The following is a 17497-nucleotide window of genomic DNA, read 5'->3' as shown; positions in this document are numbered from 1 at the left end:
GTCCTCGACCGATTAAGAAAAGAGATACCTATGTCTTCAAGTCTGGCCACGGTTGCATACATCGGCGCAACCATACTGTTTATTCTGAGCCTGGGCGGCCTGTCCAACCAGCAAACCGCCTTGCGCGGCAACCTCTACGGCATGATCGGCATGACGCTGGCGGTGCTGGCCACGGTGTTTGGTCCGCAGGTGACCTGGGCCGGTCTGCCCTGGATCGTCGGCGCCATGCTGGTGGGCGGCAGTGTCGGGTTGTACGCGGCGCGCACGGTGCAGATGACGCAAATGCCAGAGCTGGTCGCCTTGATGCACAGCATGGTGGGTTTGGCAGCGATGCTGGTGGGTATTGCCACCTTCATCGATCCGACGGCGTCGTTCCACTGGGTCGATGGCCAGAGCACCCCCTTGACCTCCGCTGAAGAGTCGATCCACAAGATCGAAATTTATATTGGCATCCTGATTGGTGCGGTGACTTTTTCTGGCTCCGTTGTGGCGTTTGGCAAGCTCTCCGGGCGCATCAGTGGCAACCCGCTGCTGTTGCCGGGGCGCCATTGGCTGAACCTGACCGGGCTGCTGGTGGTGATCTGGTTTGGTCGCGAGTTCGTCAACGCCCACACCATCGCCGACGGCATGTTGCCCTTGATTGTGATGACCGTGATCGCCCTGCTGTTTGGCATTCACATGGTGATGGCCATTGGCGGCGCTGACATGCCGGTGGTGGTGTCCATGCTCAACAGCTATTCGGGCTGGGCTGCGGCTGCCACCGGTTTCATGCTGTCCAACGACTTGCTGATCGTCACCGGTGCTTTGGTCGGCTCCAGCGGCGCGATCCTGTCCTACATCATGTGCAAGGCCATGGCGCGCAGTTTCATCAGCGTGATTGCTGGCGGCTTTGGCACCGCCAGTGCCGCACCGAAACCAGCCGGTGACGGCGCGCAACCCGCCGGCGAGGTCACCCCGATCAGTGCCCCGGAGACTGCCGAGCTGCTGCGCGAGGCCAAGAGCGTGGTCATTGTTCCGGGCTATGGCATGGCGGTGGCGCAGGCCCAGCACACGGTGTTCGAGATCACCAGGCACCTGCGTGAAAAAGGTGTCAATGTGCGCTTTGGCATTCACCCGGTGGCCGGACGCATGCCGGGCCACATGAACGTGTTGCTGGCCGAGGCCAAGGTGCCTTACGACATCGTGTTCGAGATGGATGAGTTGAACGACGACTTCCCGAAAACAGACGTGGTGATGGTGATTGGCGCCAACGACATCGTCAACCCCGGTGCCCAGGACGACCCCAGCAGCCCGATTGCCGGTATGCCGGTGCTCGAAGTCTGGAAGGCCAAGACCTCGATCGTCATGAAGCGCAGCATGGCCTCCGGCTATGCGGGCGTGGACAACCCGCTGTTCTACAAGGAGAACAACCGTATGCTGTTTGGTGACGCCAAGAAGATGCTCGATGAGGTGCTGACGGCCTTGAAGGCGTGAGTGGCCGGTGAACCCCTTCTGAAGAGGCCCTCGGGCCTCTTTTTTTATGGGTTTTGCAGCGCGCGCCGCCAATCTCGGTTTTTATGCAAATAAGGGAAAACACAGCTTACAGAAGCTTACATCCGGGTGAAAATCCAGTTTTAAACTTAACAAGTGGAGTATTCATAATGACCGATCGCATCTGGCTCAAGAGCTATCCACCGGGCGTGCCCTCCGATATTGATGTGAGCCGATATGCCTCCATGGTCGACATGATGGAGGAGAGCTTCAAGAAGTTTGCCGATCGGCCTGCCTTCAGCTTCATGGGCCTGGAGCAAAGTTACAAGCAGGTGGATGAATTGAGCCAGACCTTTGGCGTTTATCTGCAAAGTCTGGGTCTGGCCAAGGGCGACCGGGTTGCCATCATGATGCCCAATGTGCTGCAGTACCCCATCGCCGTGGCCGGCATTCTGCGGGCCGGCTACACGCTGGTCAATGTGAACCCGCTGTACACGGCGCGCGAACTCGAGCACCAGCTCAAGGACTCGGGGGCCAAGGCCATCGTGATTCTGGAGAATTTTGCCGCCACGCTCGAGAAATGCCTGGCGGCCACGCCGGTCAAGCACATCGTGTTGTGCGCCATGGGCGACCAGTTCGGCCTGCTCAAGGGCACCCTGGTGAATTACGTGGTGCGCAACGTTAAAAAGATGGTGCCCGCATTCAGCCTGCCCAGCGCGGTGCGCTTTAACGCGGCAATTGCCAAGGCCAGCAGCGGCAGCTTGAAAAAAGTGGTCATCAAGCCTGACGATGTGGCGGTGTTGCAGTACACCGGGGGCACCACCGGTGTCTCCAAAGGGGCGGTGCTGTTGCAGCGCAATCTGGTGGCCAACCTGCTGCAGACCGATGACTGGTTTGACCCGGCCTTGAAAAAAATTCCGGCGGGGGAGCAAATGAACACGGTCTGCGCCTTGCCGCTGTACCATATCTTTGCCTTTACCGTGGGCATGATGATGTCGATGCGCGTTGGCGGCAAGCTGATTTTGATCCCCAATCCGCGCGACTTCCCGGCCGTGCTGACCGAGCTGGCCAAACACAAGATCCATTTCTTCCCGGCGGTCAATACCCTGTTCAATGGCCTCGCCAACCACCCCGATTTTGGCAAGGTGAACTGGAGCAGCCTGCGGGTGTCTGCCGGGGGCGGCACGGCGGTGCAAAGTGCCGTGGCCAAGCTTTGGCTGGAAAAAACAGGTTGCGCCATTGTTGAGGGTTATGGCCTGAGCGAGACCTCGCCGATTGCCACGGCCAATCCGGTCACCGGAACCGAATTTTCGGGCACGATCGGCCTGCCGGTGCCCAGCACCTGGCTCAAGCTGCTTGATGACGACGGCAACGAGGTGCCGCTGGGTGAATCGGGCGAGATCGCCATCAAGGGCCCGCAGGTGATGGCTGGCTACTGGCAGCGCCCCGATGAGACCGCCAAGGTGATGACGGCGGACGGTTATTTCAAGTCGGGTGACATTGGCATGATGGACGACCGCGGCTATTTCAAAATAGTGGACCGCAAGAAAGACATGATTCTGGTGAGCGGCTTCAACGTCTTCCCGACCGAGCTCGAAGACGTGGTCTCGCAGATGGACGGCATCATGGAGTGCGCCTGCGTGGGTATGCCAGACGAAAAAACCGGCGAGGCGGTCAAGCTGGTCATTGTCAAAAAGGACCCCACCGTTACCGATGCGCAGGTGCGGGCTTACTGCAAGGAAAATCTCACCGGCTACAAGCAGCCCAAAGTGGTCGAGTTCCGCGCCGAGCTGCCCAAAACGCCGGTCGGCAAGATTCTGCGGCGTGAGCTGCGTGGCAAATAATTCCATTTCTAAATCACCCGTGTCGTTGTTGCTTCGCCTTGTCGTGCTACAGCACTGCCTGCGGCTTCGCGCCTAGACACAAATGATTTGGAAACGGAATAATCAATTGGCAGGGGGGCGCATTTGACGCTGGCCATCATGAGCGCGCTGCTTGATGAGCAGCGGGGCTTGCTGGAGCAACTGGTCAACCCGCAACGTGTCAAGCGTGCCGGGCGCACCTTCTGGTGCGGCCAGTGGGCGGGGCAGAACGTGGTGCTGGTGCTGACCAAGGTCGGCAAGGTGGCCGCGGCCACCACCACCACAGTGCTGGTGGAGGCGTTTGGGGTCAAAAGCGTGCTCTTCACCGGCGTGGCGGGCGGCGTGGGAACCGGTGTCAAGGTGGGCGACGTGGTGGTGGCGGATGCCTTTATCCAGCACGACCTGAACTCGGCGCCGCTTTTCCCCCGCTATGAAATACCGCTCTACGGACGCTCGACATTTGACTGCGACCCCTCGCTGTCTGCTGTCTTGCTGGAAGCCGCGCGGACCGGTCTGGCGGGCGTGGGGGAGCATTTTCATCGCAGTTTGCTGCTGGAGGCACCCGTCATTCACCGCGGCCTGATTGCCAGCGGTGACCAGTTTGTCTGCGACCCTTCTGCGGCGGCGCTCATGCGCGCTGACCTGCAGGCTGCCGGCCATGAGCCTCTGGCGGTCGAGATGGAGGGCGCTGCGGTGGCGCAGGTGTGCCATGACTTCGGCGTGCCTTTTGCCGCCATGCGCACCATTTCAGACCGGGCCGATGCCCAGGCGCACCTGGACTTTTCTGATTTTGTCAACCAGGTGGCCAGTCCCTATGCGCTGGCCGTGGTAGGCCAGTTCATCAGGTTGCGACCGCAAAAATAACTATTTGAGCCAGCCGCGTTTTCTGAAGTACCACATGGGCACCAGGGCGCTGGCCAGCATCAGGCCCAGCGCGTAGGGGTAGCCCATGGCCCAGTCGAGCTCGGGCATGAACTTGAAGTTCATGCCGTACAAACTGGCAATCAGGGTCGGCGGCAACAGCGCCACGCTGGCCACCGAGAAGATCTTGATGATCTTGTTCTGGTTGATGTTGATGAAGCCGACCGTGGCATCCATCAAAAAGTTGATCTTGTCGAACAAAAAGGCCGTGTGCGAGTCGAGCGAGTCGATGTCGCGCAAAATTTGCCGCGCATCTTCAAACTGTTCGCTGTTGAGCATTTTGGTGCGCATCATGAAGCTGACCGCGCGCCGGGTGTCCATTGCGTTGCGCCGGATACGCCCGTTCATGTCCTCGTGGCGCGCGATGGCGCCCAGCACCTCGCCGGCCAGCGCGTCGGTCACGTCGCCCGAGAGCACCTTGGCACTGGCTTTTTCCAGTTCGTCGTAAATCTCTTCGAGGGTATCGGCCGAGTATTCGGCGTCGGCGTCAAACAGCTTGAGCAGGACTTCCTTGGCGTCCTCAATCAGGCCGGGAGCCCGCCGGGCACGCATGCGCAGCAGCCGGAACACCGGCACATCTTCGTCGTGGATCGAAAACAGCACGCCCTTGCTTTTGAGCTCGGCATTGTCCAGGTTCAGGATAAAAGCCACCCGCACGGTGTGTGGATCGTCTTCGTCGGCCACCAGAAAGTCACTGCGAATGTGGAGTTCGCCGTTGTCTTCCTTGTAAAAGCGGGCCGATTCCTCAATGTCCTCGTCCATCGCGTCCTCGGGAATCGAAAGCCCGAAATACTGCTTGATCCAGCGCTTTTCTTCGAGTGTGGGCGACTCCAGGTCAACCCAGATCGGCTGGAAACGCGACAGTTCTTCAAGAGACTCGATCTCTTCCTGAAACAGGCGGCCGTTGGCGAGGGTGAAGATATTGAGCATGCGCTCACTCCCAAAAGAGGTAGGTCATCAAGCGTTATGTCGGGTGGGCGGGGCTCAATCCCTGTAGCGCGCTGGCATGTTGGAACCCGGCGATTCTGAGAGTCCATGCGCCTCGCAGCCAGTCAAAATGCCATCGTGACAACCGCTCGATTATCGCATTGCCACCCACCTTGCGGCAATTCGGCCGCCGTCAAAACTGGAGTATGCTGCATGGCATCATTAAAAATTAATTGCAAAATGCGTTAAGCCGGAGCATAGTCAATGACATGGTCAGTCGACACTTTTTCCCGGTTGCCAGCGTCGCTGGCAGCTTTCACACCCAAGAGCTTTAGGAGGCTTTTATGAACTTGACGATCAGTGGTCACCATTTGGAAGTTACCCCTGCCTTGCGCAGTTATGTGACCAGCAAGCTGGATCGAATTAAGCGGCATTTTGACCAGGTGGTGGATGTCAGGGTGCTGCTGACGCTGGAAAACATGAAGGAAAAGGAGCGGCGCCAAAAAGCCGAGTGCAATATCCACATCAAAGGCATCGAGTTGTTCGCTGAAAGTGCCCATGCTGACCTGTATGCAGCGGTGGATGAACTGGTTGACAAGCTGGACCGTCAGGTGGTGCGTCACAAAGACCGCTTGCAATCACATCATCATGACGCGGCCAAGCGCCTGATGTAATTTAAAATCTGGGCAGCCGCGCGCAAGTGTGTGCGGCTTTTTTTGTGCCAAATTTTCATCGCGCACCTTTAAAGTACATCATGAATCGACTCGCATCCATCCTTTCGGCTGAACAAGTACTGGTCCAAGTGGACGTTTCAAGTAAAAAAAGAGCTTTTGAAGAGGTGGGCTTGTTGTTCGAAAATCTGCATGGCTTGAGTCGTGCGCTGGTCACCGACAGCCTTTTTTCAAGGGAGCGGCTGGGTTCCACCGGTTTGGGGCACGGCGTGGCCATACCCCACGGTCGTATCAAGGGGCTCAAGGCACCGATGGCCGCGGTTTTTCAGTTGGCCCAGCCGATCGGCTTCGATGCGCCTGATGAGCAGCCGGTCGGACTGATGATTTTTTTGCTGGTGCCAGAGGCTGCCACGCAGAAACACCTTGAAATATTGTCGGAAATTGCCGAAATGCTCAGCGACGCGCCACTGCGCGAACAGCTCCTGACATCCCGCGATGCCGCTGATTTGTACCAGCGCATTGCCATCTGGCAGTCGGCGTAAGCCATTCGCCTGGTTCTGCCCGAAAAATCTGAGCCGGAGCGTTCTTCATGAAGCCCAATGTCATCAGCGCCGACGTGCTCTTTGAGGAGTTTCGCGCCAGCTTGCACTGGGAGTGGGTGGCAGGCCTGGGCGCCTCCGAGCGGCGCTTTGACGAAGTGGCGGTGCGCGCGGCCCGTTCGGGCGCCGATCTGGTGGGCTACCTCAATTACATTCATCCCTACCGGGTGCAGATACTGGGCGAGCGCGAGGTCGCCTACCTTGTCAACGCGACGCCTGACGACTGCGCCCGTCGCATTGGCCGCATCGTGACGCTGGAGCCCCCGGTGCTGGTGCTGGCGGACGGCCAGATCGCGCCCGAGGCACTGTCGTCCATGTGTGAGCGTGCCCAGATCCCGATGTTTTCCACGGACGGCTCGTCCGCCTTTGTCATCGACGTGCTGCGCGCCTACCTGTCCAAGCATTTTGCCGATCGCTGCACCATGCATGGCGTGTTCATGGATATTCTGGGCCTGGGCGTGCTGATCACGGGCGAGTCCGGCCTGGGCAAAAGTGAGTTGGGGCTGGAACTGATATCGCGCGGCAACGGCCTGGTGGCTGACGATGCGGTTGATCTCTACCGCATCAACCAGGACACGATCGAGGGGCGTTGCCCCGACCTGTTGCTCAATTTGCTGGAAGTGCGCGGTATTGGCCTGCTCGATATCCGCGGCATTTTTGGTGAAACCGCGGTGCGCCGCAAAAAGCGCCTGCAGTTGATCGTTCACCTGGTCCGCCGCGAAACCATGGAGCGGGATTACGAGCGCCTTCCCTATGAGCCCCTGACCCAGGATGTGCTGGATGTACCGGTTCGCAAAGTGGTGATCCAGGTGGTTGCCGGGCGCAATATTGCGGTGCTGGTGGAAGCCGCCGTGCGCAACACGATTCTGCAAATGCGCGGGGTCGACACCTACAAAGACTTTGTTGAGCGCCATCGCCTGGCGATGAGTGAATCCACCTGAAGCCAGGCCGGGCGGGGCTGCAGGGCGTGTCGGTTGAACCGGGGGCAACCAGTACAATGGTCCGATTATTCGCTACCCACTCTCAGCCCATGTCCAAGTCCTTGCTTCGTTCTGCCCGCTTGACTTTGTCAGGCTTTCTGTTGTTTGGTCTGGCCGCGTGTGGCAGCCTCGACCAGGCCAGCAATCAGGTCGTCGGTCTGGTCTCGGTCTACAAAATTGACATCGTTCAGGGCAATTTTGTGTCGCGCGAGCAAGCTGCGGCGCTCAAGGAGGGCATGACCCGTGCGCAGGTGCGCGATATTCTGGGGACGCCGTTGCTCACCAGTGTTTTTCATGGGGATCGCTGGGACTATGTGTTCACTTTCAAGCGCCAGGGTGTCGAGACGCAGTCGCGCCGGGTCACGGTGTTCTTCAACGGCGACCTTTTGAGCAAGGTTGAAGCCGACCCGCTGCCAAGCGAGGCTGAATTTGTGGCATCGCTCGATTCTGGCAAAAGGAGCGGCACAGTGCCCGTGCTGGAAATGTCGCAAGAGAGCCTCAACGCCACGGCTGCGGCACCTCAGGCTGCCGCCTCCAAGGTGTTGCCACCCTTGCCAGCAAGCTATCCGCCGCTGGAAAGCTCTGCCAACTGATTTCCGGTTTTAACGATGACAGAGTCCACATCTCACCGCATTTGCGTGGCCGGTGCCAGCGGGCGCATGGGTCGCATGCTGATCGAGGCGATCTGCCGCTCTGGTGATTGCCAGCTCAGCGGAGCGCTGGATGTGGCCACCAGTCCGGCGGTTGGCATGGATCCGGCCGCCGCCTATGGCTTAAGCAGCGGGATCGCCATCAGCGCCGACCTGCGCACCGGCCTGAGCCATGCCCAGGCGCTGATCGACTTCACGCGCCCCGAGGGCACCATGGCGCATTTGCAGGCCTGTCGCGAACTGGGCGTGAACGCCGTGATAGGCACCACCGGGTTCAGCGAGCCCCAAAAGCTTGAAATTGCCGAACTCGCCAAAGAGATCGCCATCGTCATGGCGCCCAACATGAGTGTGGGTGTCAACGTCACGCTCAAGCTGCTGGAGATGGCGGCCAAAGCCCTCAATGAGGGTTACGACATTGAAATCATCGAGGCGCATCACCGTCACAAAGTCGACGCGCCCTCGGGCACCGCCCTGAAAATGGGCGAAGTCATCGCCACCGCGCTGGGGCGCGACCTGAAAGACTGTGCGGTGTATGCCCGGCAAGGCGTCACCGGCGAACGCGACCCGTCAAGCATCGGCTTTGCCACCATTCGCGGCGGCGACATTGTGGGTGACCACACCGTGCTGTTTGCCGGCACCGGCGAGCGCATCGAGATCAGCCACAAGTCATCCAGCCGGGTTTCTTATGCCCAGGGCAGCTTGCGCGCCGTGCGCTTTTTGAGCGGACGCAAGGCGGGCTTGTTCGACATGGCTGATGTGCTCAGTCTCAAATGAATCTGGCACAACTATTTTTGCAAGGCGATGCCCTGGCGCGCTCGGTGGCGCTGTTGCTGCTGGCCATGTCGGTCGGCAGTTGGGTGGTGATCTTCTGGAAAACATGGTTGTTGCGTCGCGCCAGTGGCGACGTGGCGCGATGTATTGCGGCGTTTTGGCAATCGGCTTCAGTGGCTGAAGCGGTCCAGAAAATCAGCGCGTTTGACCGCGAGTTGCTGGTGCTGCCACTGGTGCTGGCCACCAACCTTGAAACCAGTCAAACCCTGGCCAGCGCGGGTGACCGGGCGCAACAGCTCACGCGTGTGCTGCGCAACGCCTTGCACACAGCGCTCAACAAGCTTCAGCAAGGCCAGGTCTTGCTGGCCACAGTGGGGGCAACCGCACCGTTTGTCGGCTTGCTGGGCACGGTGTGGGGTATCTACCACGCGCTGATGAGCATTGCCAGCGCGGGTCAGGTCACCATCGACAAGATTTCCGGCCCGGTGGGCGAGGCACTCATCATGACCGCGGCCGGTTTGGTGGTGGCGATTCCGGCGGTGCTGGCCTACAACGTGTTTGGTCGCGCGGTGGCACGCCTGGAAGCCGAGCTTGAAGGCTTTGCCCGCGACCTGCGCGAACTCGGCAGTTCCCGGGCGGTTGCGCTCTAAGGCCATCATGTCATTTGGCCGCCTGGACCGAACCTCGGGCGCAGCGCCCATGAGCGACATCAACATGACGCCGCTGATTGACGTGATGCTGGTGCTGGTGGTGATTTTCATCATCACCGCGCCGCTGCTGGTCAGCTCGATCAAGCTGGATTTGCCCAAAGCCGACACGGCTTCGGCGGGCGACGCCCCCAGTTCGGTGACCGTGGTGATGGACGCTACCGGCCAGATCTACCTGAATGAGCAGACAGTGGCCTTGGCTGACCTGACGCGCCAGCTCACCCTGTCGGCCCAGGCCAACCCACAGACCGAGGTGCTGTTGCGTGCCGACCAGTCTGTGCCTTACGGGCGCATCGTCGAGGTCATGGGCGCCGCGCAAAAGGCGGGTTTGAACCGCATTGGCTTTGTCGCCGACGCGCCTGCACCTGCGGGCAAACCCTAAAATCGATTTTTATTTCACGCCACAGCGGCTCATGCGCCGCTTCCCCAGACCGCCATGCAAGACAAATACCAGCACCTAGATGTAGAACCCGCAGCCCAGGCCCACTGGGCCGCGCTGGACGCTTACCGCGTGACTGAAAACGCGCTCGACGCCAACGGCCAGCCCAAGAAGAAGTTTTATGCCTGCTCCATGCTGCCGTACCCAAGCGGCAAGTTGCACATGGGCCATGTGCGCAACTACACCATCAACGACATGCTGACGCGCCAATTGCGCATGCAGGGCTACAACGTGTTGATGCCGATGGGCTGGGATGCCTTTGGCCTGCCCGCTGAAAACGCCGCTTTAAAAAACGGCGTGCCGCCGGCCCAGTGGACGTTTGAGAACATCGCCTACATGAAGCAGCAGATGCAGGCCATGGGCCTGGCCATCGACTGGAGCCGCGAAGTCGCCACCTGCACGCCCGAATACTACAAGTGGAACCAGTGGCTGTTTCTGAAGATGTTGGAGAAAGGCATTGCCTACCGCAAGACCCAGGTGGTCAACTGGGACCCGGTCGACATGACGGTGCTGGCCAACGAGCAGGTGATCGACGGCAAGGGCTGGCGCACCGGCGCGGTGGTGGAAAAGCGCGAGATTCCGGGTTATTACCTGGCCATCACCCAGTACGCCGACGAGCTGCTGGCCAACGTGACCGGCGACAAGATGCCCGGCTGGCCGGAGCGTGTCAAGCTGATGCAGGAGAACTGGATTGGCAAGAGCGAGGGCGTGCGTTTTGCGTTTACCCATGATGTCAAGGACGCGTCAGGCGCGTTGATCGGTGACGGGCGCATGTACGTGTTCACCACGCGGGTTGACACCATCATGGGTGTCACTTTTTGTGCCGTGGCGGCCGAGCACCCGCTGGCCACGCAGGCGGCTGCCGGCAACCCGGCATTGGCTGCCTTCATTCAGGAATGTTCGCACGGCGGCACCACCGAGGCCGAGCTTGCCACGCAAGAGAAAAAGGGCATGGCCACCGGCCTGTTTGTCACGCACCCCCTGACCGGCGACCAAGTGGAGGTGTGGGTTGGCAATTACGTGCTGATGAGTTATGGCGACGGCGCGGTGATGGGTGTGCCCGCGCATGACGAGCGCGACTTTGCCTTTGCCCTCAAATACGACTTGCCGATCAAGCCGGTGGTGGCTGTCAGCACCGAGGTCTTCGACACGACCGTCTGGCGAGACTGGTATGCCGAAAAAGGCGCTGGCGTGGCCGTCAACTCTGGCAAATACAACGGCCTGCTGTTCAAGGACTGCGTGGCCGCGGTGGCCGCTGATCTGGTGGCGCTGGGTCTGGGCGAGAAAAAAGTGACCTGGCGCCTGCGCGACTGGGGCGTGAGCCGTCAGCGCTACTGGGGCACGCCGATTCCGATCATCCATTGCGACGAGCACGGCGCGGTGCCGGTGCCTGAAAAAGACCTGCCGGTGGTGCTGCCGGTGGACCTGGTGCCGGACGGCTCGGGCAACCCGCTGAACAAGTGCGAGGCCTTCCATGCCGGTGTGACCTGCCCGGTGTGCGGCAAGGCGGCGCGGCGCGAGACCGACACCATGGACACGTTCGTGGACAGTTCCTGGTACTTCATGCGCTACTGCGACCCCAACAACGCTGACAAGATGGTGGCCGAGGGTGCAGATTACTGGATGCCGATGGACCAGTACATCGGCGGCATCGAGCACGCCATCCTGCATCTGCTGTACGCGCGCTTCTGGACCAAGGTGATGCGCGATCTGGGGCTGGTGAAGGTGGACGAACCCTTCACCAAGCTGCTCACGCAAGGCATGGTGCTCAACCACATCTACTCGCGCCGCACCGACAAGGGTGGCAAGGACTACTTCTGGCCCGCAGATGTGGAGCAGGTGTTTGACGAGACCGGCAAGGCCACCGGCGCCAGGCTGAAGAACGCGGTGGGTGAGTTGCCGGTGGGCACGGCCATCGACTACGAGGGCATCGGCACCATGTCCAAGTCGAAGAACAACGGTGTTGATCCGCAGGAGCTGATCGAAAAATACGGCGCCGACACGGCGCGCCTGTACACCATGTTCACCGCGCCGCCCGAGGCCACGCTGGAATGGAACGACGCCGCGGTCGAGGGAAGCTACCGCTTTTTGCGCCGGGTGTGGAACTTTGGTGTCAAGCTGTCGGCCACGGCCCCAGGCCTCATCAGTGCGGCGATGGCGCCCGATGCCGCCTTGAAAACGCCTGATTTCGGCAAGGAAGCCAAAGCCCTGCGGCTGGAGCTTCACACCGTGCTCAGGCAGGTGGACTACGACTACCAGCGCATGCAATACAACACCGTGGTCTCTGGCGCCATGAAGATGATCAACGCCCTGGAGGACTTCAAGGCGACTGACGGTGCCGGTGCGCAGGTCGCGCTGATCGAAGGCTTTGGCATATTGCTGCGCTGCCTGTACCCGGCCACACCGCACATCACCCATGCGCTGTGGCATGAGCTGGGCTACGCCGGGCAACTCGGCGATTTGCTCGACGCGCCCTGGCCCACGGTGGACGCAGCAGCCCTGGTGCAGGACCAAATTGAACTCATGCTGCAGGTCAACGGCAAGCTGCGCGGCTCGATTGTGGTGAGCGCCAGCGCTGACAAGGCCACCATCGAGCAGGCGGCCATGGCGCATGAGATGTTCCAAAAAATAGCCAACGGTGCGGCACCCAAAAAAGTGATTGTGGTGCCCGGCCGTCTGGTGAATCTGGTGGTTTGAGCCATGAAGCAACTCCCCCACATGGCTGACGCATTGATCGTCTCGCGCCGGGCACTGCTTCAGATCGCCGGCATCGCGACTGCCGGCACCGGTTTGCATGGCTGCGGCTTCAAGTTGCGTGGCAGCCAGACTTTTGCGTTTCAGAGCATTGCCATCCTGCCCAGCCCCGGCAGCGCCATCACGCAGGAGCTGCGCAGCGCCTTTGGTTCTGCCGTGCAGGTGCTGGCAGCCGATGCGCCCGGCACGCCAGCGCAATTGGTGCTGACGGTCGCCGACGAAGTGCGCGAAAAGGTGGTGATCGGCGTCAACGTGTCGGGCCAGGTGCGTGAATTCCAGCTGCGCTTGCGCGTGCGCTTGAGCTTGCGCACGGCCAAGGGCAAGGCCATTACCGTGGACGAAGAAATCGCGCAGCGGCGCGACATCAGCTACAACGAGTCTGCCGCGCTGGCCAAGGAGGCTGAAGAAGCCCTGCTGTTTCGCGACATGCAGACCGATATCGTGCAGCAAATTCTGCGCCGGCTGGCGGCCGTCAAGCCGGGTCAGCTGGACTGACGCCGTGCCATGCAAGTCCAGACTGCAACGCTTGCCGCGCATCTGCAAAAGGGCCTGAAAAGTCTCTACACGCTGCATGGTGATGAACCGCTGCTGATTCAGGAAGCGCTTGACGCCATTCGCCTTGCGGCACGCGCGCAGGGCTTTGCCGAGCGCAGTTCCCACACCGTGTCGGGCGCCCACTTTGACTGGGGTGAGGTGCTGGCGGCGGGCGGATCGCTGAGCCTGTTTTCGGACAAACAGATTCTTGAACTGCGCATCCCGTCGGGCAAGCCCGGCAAGGAGGGCAGCGTTGCGCTGCAACAGTTAGCCGAGCGGGCGCGTGGCAATGACAGCGTGCTGACACTGGTGATCTTGCCAAAACTGGACCGCGCCACCAAGTCCGGTGCCTGGTTTGCCGCGCTGGAAGGCGGGGTCACGCTTGAAGTGAGCCCGGTGGAGCGTGCCGCCTTGCCGCAATGGATTGCCCAGCGCCTGGCCGCGCAGGGCCAGCGCGTGATGGCAGGCGTGGAAGGCCAGCGCACGCTGCAGTTTTTTGCCGACCGGGTGGAGGGCAACCTGCTGGCGGCGCACCAGGAAATCCAGAAGCTGGCGCTGCTTCACCCTGAGGGCGAACTGGGCTTTGAGCAGATCGAGAGCGCGGTGCTCAACGTGGCACGTTATGACGTTTTCAAATTGAGCGAGGCGGTGCTGGCAGGCCAGCCAGAACGCGTGCAGCGCATGCTTGATGGCCTGCAGGCCGAGGGTGAGGCCGAGGTGCTGGTGCACTACACCCTGGCTGAAGACATTCGTGCCCTGAAGCGCGTCAAGGATGCCATCAACCGGGGCAGCCCGCTGCCCATGGCCCTGCGCGAGCAACGCGTGTGGGGCAACAAGGAGCGCCTGTTCGAGCGGGTGGTGCCGCGCCTGAGCGATGCCGTGCTGGCGAATTTGCTGCAAGCGGCGCATCAGGTGGACGGCGTCGTCAAAGGTCTCAAACGGCCGGACTGGCCGGTCGACCCCTGGCAAGCACTGCAACGCCTGGCGCTGCGGCTGTGCCGGGCCTGCGCCGGGCAAAAGCCTGCTGCCAGGACGTGATGGCTGCGCCTGACCAAGCATGAAGGCCTCCACCTTCTGGTTTTTGGTGGTGGGCGGCACGGCTTCTGTGGCGCACATGGTCGTTTTTGCGCTGGCGCAAGCCCACATGTGGCCCGAGTTGGCCAATGCGCTGGGATTTGTGATTGCCTTTGGGGTCAGCTTTGCCGGCCACCGGCTGCTCAGCTTCAAGGATGCAGGCACCAGCGTGGCCACCAGTTTGCGCCGCTTTGGCATCACCGCCCTGGCCGGCTTTGCCAGCAATGAAATCATATTTGTGGCGTTGCTGCGCGGACTGGCGCTGCCCAGCCTGCTGGCGCTTTTTATCGCGCTGGTGTTTGCCGCCGGGCAAACCTTTGTCCTGAGCCGCTTCTGGGCTTTTCGCCGCTGACTCGACAATCCGTGCGCCGAGGCGCATTGCGGTCAGGCGTAGCGCTTGCTGCGTAAATTGTTTTTCATGTCACGCAACAGGGGCTGCAATTTGTCGCCGCCAATGCGCAAGGCCACGCAGGTGGCCAGGATGTCGATGATCATCAGGTGCAGCAGGCGCGACACCATGGGGCTGTAGCGGTCATAGCCTTCCGGGTGATCAGCGGCCACATGGATGTCGCCCGCCGCGGCCAGGGGCGAGCCGCTGGCGGTGATGACGATGGTGGTGGCGCCGTTTTTGCGCGCAATGTCGCACGAGTCCATCAGGTCGCGGGTGCGCCCGGAGTTGGAAATCACCAGAACGCAGTCGCCGGGCTGCAACAGCGATGCGCTCATCACCTGCATATGGCCGTCGCTGTAGGCCACGCCGTTGATGCCAAGCCGAAAAAACTTGTGCTGCGCATCCTGTGCCACCACGCCCGAGTTGCCAACCCCAAAAAACTCGATGCGCCGGCTCGTCTTGTAGGCCGCCACCAGCGCATCCACCGCTTTTTCAATGGCGCTGGCCGACGCGTCGTTGCGGTATTTCAAAAAAGCCGCGACAGTGTTGTCGATGACCTTGACCATGATGTCGCCGGTTTTGTCGTCCATGTCGACGCTGCGGTGAATAAAGGGCACGCCTTCGCGCACACTGCCAGCCAGTTTGAGCTTGAAATCGCTCAGGCCGTCATAGCCCACACTGCGGCAAAAGCGCACCACGGTGGGTTTGCTCACATGGGCGCGGTCAGCCAGTTCGCTCACCGGCAACAGCGCAAAACTGCGCGGGTCGCTGAGCACCAGTTTGGCCACGCGTTGCTCGGCGGGGGCCAGCGAGGGCAGGCAGGCCTTGATGCGGTCAAGCATGGGGAATGCTCCAGCGCCGGGCCGCCCCAAGCAAGGCACGGCCCCCTCGGGGGGAAGCGAAGCACACGAAGTGGCGAGCGTGGGGGCAATTCAGCACTCTTCGCTCCAGCAAAAACCATCTCGCGCAATCATGGTGCTGGTGGCGTTGGGGCCCCAGGTTCCTGCGGCATAAGGCCTCGGGCCCTGCGCATCGGCCAGCCAGTGGGTGAGGATGGGCTCGACCCAGCGCCAGGCTTCTTCCTGCTCGTCGCTGCGCACAAACAAGTTCAGCCGCCCGTCAATCACGTCCAGCAGCAAGCGCTCGTAGGCGCCGACCCGCTCGCCGCCAAAGCGCTTGTCAAAGTCCAGGTCCAGTTGCACTGGCGCCAGAATATTCGAGTTCTGGCGCTTGTCCTGGGCTTGCGCCAGCAAGTGCAGTTCCAGCCCGTCTTTGGGCTGCAGGTTGATCACCAGCTGGTTGGCGTCGCCCATCTGCGAATTGAAAATGGCGTGTGGCGTGGGTCTGAAATTCACCACGATACGCGCGTCACGCCCGGCCAGGCGCTTGCCGGTGCGGATGTAAAAAGGCACACCGGCCCAGCGCCAGTTGGAGATTTCGGTGCGCAGCGCGACAAAAGTTTCGGTGTGGCTGGTCGGGCTCACGCCCAGTTCCTCGCGGTAGCCCGGCACCGCCACGCCGGCAATGGCACCGGCGCTGTACTGGCCGCGAATCACATCCTGCGCCAGGGTCTCGGTGGTCCAGGGTTTGAGCGAGCGCAGCACCTTGAGCTTTTCGTCGCGGATGGCGTCGGCGTGTGAGTTGATCGGCGGCTCCATGCCAATGGCGCACAGCAGTTGCAGCGCGTGGTTTTGCACCATGTCGCGCAGCGCGCCGGTGGTCTCGTAAAACGCGCCGCGCTTTTCCACGCCCAGTTCTTCGGCGATGGTGATCTGGATGTTGGCAATGTGCTCCCGGCGCCACAGCGGCTCAAACAGCGCGTTGCCAAAACGCAGCGCAAACAGGTTTTGCACAGCAGGCTTGCCCAGGTAGTGGTCGATGCGGAACACCTGCTTTTCGCTGAACACCTGGGCCACGCTGTGGTTGATGGCGCGGTTGCTGGCCAGGTCGTGGCCCAGCGGTTTTTCCAGCACTACCCGGGTCTGCGGCGTGTTCAGGCCGGCCGCGGCCAGTTGTTCGACGATGGTGGTGAACAGCGCGGGTGCCGTGGCCAGGTACATGACCACGCTGTCGGCCGGGCGCTGCGCCAGTTTGTTTTTCAGGTAGGCGTAGTGTTCGGGCTTGGACAGGTCCATGCTGACAAATTCCAGCAGGCTGGAAAAACGCAAAAATTCTTCCGGGTTGGGGCGCTTGACCAGTTCCACCTGTTCAAAGCGGGTCTGGATCATGGCGCGGTATCGCTCATCGCTCAGGTCGTCGCGGCCGACACCAATGATGCGCGCCCCGTCTGGCAGGGTGCCGTGTTTGAAGGCCTGAAACAGCGCGGGCATCAGTTTGCGCCAGGACAGGTCGCCGGTGCCGCCGAAGAGAACAAGGTCAAAACTCATGTGGGCAATCAAATTCTGGGTGAATCAATGTGGGGCCAAAAAAAGAACTCGTAATGTAACTTAGTTTCATGAATTTTCAGCAAACAGGTAACTTTTGGTCATCCGTCGGGTGCGTTAGGTGTCCCTTTTTACGTTCGCAGCGCAACCCGCACCCTGCTTCGATAAACTACCCCGGTGAATTTTGGGGTCCCAAAATCTCACCTAAGGAAAAACAGTGCAAATGAATGTCAAGCAATTGATCGTGATCGGTGTCAGTGCCATGACGCTGACACTGCCCCTGCTGCCGGGCCTGGCGCATGCCCAAAACGTCGCAGCGCCAGTGGCTCAGTCAGCACCTGGCGCCACTGGCGCTGCGCTGCC

17 protein-coding genes are annotated in these 17497 nt (G+C 60.9%); 14 read left to right on the top strand and 3 right to left on the bottom strand.

The features are described 5' to 3' along the window. The first annotated feature begins 30 nt into the window (after positions 1–30). The 3 genes from pntB to GPS82_RS03580 all read left to right on the top strand — a co-directional run bounded on the left by pntB (position 31) and on the right by GPS82_RS03580 (position 4196). Positions 31–1473, top strand: coding sequence for a Re/Si-specific NAD(P)(+) transhydrogenase subunit beta (pntB, locus tag GPS82_RS03590; protein ID WP_296491043.1), 1443 nt, complete (start codon positions 31–33; stop codon positions 1471–1473). 167 nt (positions 1474–1640) lie between these two features. After that, complete coding sequence (locus tag GPS82_RS03585) at positions 1641–3314, top strand: long-chain-fatty-acid--CoA ligase (RefSeq protein ID WP_296491040.1); 1674 nt, start codon at positions 1641–1643, stop codon at positions 3312–3314. Positions 3315–3437: 123 nt separating this feature from the next. Then, positions 3438–4196, top strand: coding sequence for a 5'-methylthioadenosine/adenosylhomocysteine nucleosidase (locus GPS82_RS03580; protein WP_296491038.1), 759 nt, complete (start codon positions 3438–3440; stop codon positions 4194–4196). On the opposite strand, the gene corA is transcribed toward GPS82_RS03580, so the two are convergent. Beyond that, complete coding sequence (corA, locus tag GPS82_RS03575; protein WP_296491035.1) at positions 4197–5183, bottom strand: magnesium/cobalt transporter CorA; 987 nt, start codon at positions 5181–5183, stop codon at positions 4197–4199. Positions 5184–5524: 341 nt separating this feature from the next. Between corA and raiA the strand changes: the two genes are divergently transcribed. The 11 genes from raiA (at position 5525) to GPS82_RS03520 (ending at position 14711) form a co-directional block, all read left to right on the top strand. Continuing rightward, complete coding sequence (gene raiA, locus GPS82_RS03570) at positions 5525–5854, top strand: ribosome-associated translation inhibitor RaiA (protein WP_296491033.1); 330 nt, start codon at positions 5525–5527, stop codon at positions 5852–5854. Between the two features lie 80 nt (positions 5855–5934). Then, entirely contained in the window at positions 5935–6393 is a 459-nt protein-coding gene (locus GPS82_RS03565; RefSeq protein ID WP_296491031.1) for a PTS sugar transporter subunit IIA, read from the top strand. 47 nt (positions 6394–6440) lie between these two features. Beyond that, positions 6441–7391 carry an HPr(Ser) kinase/phosphatase gene (gene hprK / locus GPS82_RS03560; protein ID WP_296491028.1) on the top strand — a complete coding sequence of 317 codons (951 nt, stop codon included), beginning with the start codon at positions 6441–6443 and terminating at the stop codon, positions 7389–7391. An 89-nt stretch (positions 7392–7480) separates the two neighbouring features. Beyond that, complete coding sequence (locus GPS82_RS03555; protein WP_296491025.1) at positions 7481–8023, top strand: outer membrane protein assembly factor BamE; 543 nt, start codon at positions 7481–7483, stop codon at positions 8021–8023. 15 nt (positions 8024–8038) lie between these two features. Next, positions 8039–8854 carry a 4-hydroxy-tetrahydrodipicolinate reductase gene (gene dapB, locus GPS82_RS03550; RefSeq protein WP_296491023.1) on the top strand — a complete coding sequence of 272 codons (816 nt, stop codon included), beginning with the start codon at positions 8039–8041 and terminating at the stop codon, positions 8852–8854. Next, on the top strand, positions 8851–9501 hold the full coding sequence (locus GPS82_RS03545) for a MotA/TolQ/ExbB proton channel family protein (RefSeq protein WP_296491022.1): 651 nt from the start codon (positions 8851–8853) through the stop codon (positions 9499–9501). Before dapB ends, GPS82_RS03545 begins: the two co-directional genes overlap by 4 nt. A gap of 7 nt (positions 9502–9508) precedes the next feature. Further along, positions 9509–9940: a biopolymer transporter ExbD gene (locus GPS82_RS03540; protein WP_296491020.1), complete on the top strand. Its 432-nt coding sequence runs from the start codon at positions 9509–9511 to the stop codon at positions 9938–9940. A 54-nt stretch (positions 9941–9994) separates the two neighbouring features. Further along, positions 9995–12694 carry a leucine--tRNA ligase gene (gene leuS, locus GPS82_RS03535; RefSeq protein WP_296491014.1) on the top strand — a complete coding sequence of 900 codons (2700 nt, stop codon included), beginning with the start codon at positions 9995–9997 and terminating at the stop codon, positions 12692–12694. Between the two features lie 3 nt (positions 12695–12697). Continuing rightward, on the top strand, positions 12698–13246 hold the full coding sequence (gene lptE / locus GPS82_RS03530) for an LPS assembly lipoprotein LptE (RefSeq protein WP_296491012.1): 549 nt from the start codon (positions 12698–12700) through the stop codon (positions 13244–13246). Positions 13247–13255: 9 nt separating this feature from the next. Further along, positions 13256–14323, top strand: a complete 1068-nt coding sequence (holA, locus tag GPS82_RS03525; RefSeq protein WP_296491009.1) for a DNA polymerase III subunit delta — start codon at positions 13256–13258, stop codon at positions 14321–14323. Between the two features lie 19 nt (positions 14324–14342). Continuing rightward, on the top strand, positions 14343–14711 hold the full coding sequence (locus tag GPS82_RS03520) for a GtrA family protein (protein ID WP_296491008.1): 369 nt from the start codon (positions 14343–14345) through the stop codon (positions 14709–14711). 32 nt (positions 14712–14743) lie between these two features. Here GPS82_RS03520 and GPS82_RS03515 read toward each other — a convergent pair whose 3' ends face one another. Together GPS82_RS03515 and zwf are read right to left on the bottom strand one after the other, a co-directional pair. Continuing rightward, a complete protein-coding gene (locus GPS82_RS03515; RefSeq protein WP_296491006.1) occupies positions 14744–15592 on the bottom strand; it encodes an SIS domain-containing protein in 849 nt (282 codons plus the stop codon). A gap of 90 nt (positions 15593–15682) precedes the next feature. After that, positions 15683–17137 carry a glucose-6-phosphate dehydrogenase gene (gene zwf / locus GPS82_RS03510; protein WP_296491004.1) on the bottom strand — a complete coding sequence of 485 codons (1455 nt, stop codon included), beginning with the start codon at positions 17135–17137 and terminating at the stop codon, positions 15683–15685. Positions 17138–17497: the final 360 nt, after the last annotated feature.

It is taken from the genome of Rhodoferax sp. (assembly GCF_011391645.1).
Taxonomy (GTDB): domain Bacteria; phylum Pseudomonadota; class Gammaproteobacteria; order Burkholderiales; family Burkholderiaceae_C; genus Rhodoferax.
This window is presented reverse-complemented; position numbering and strand designations above follow the sequence as displayed.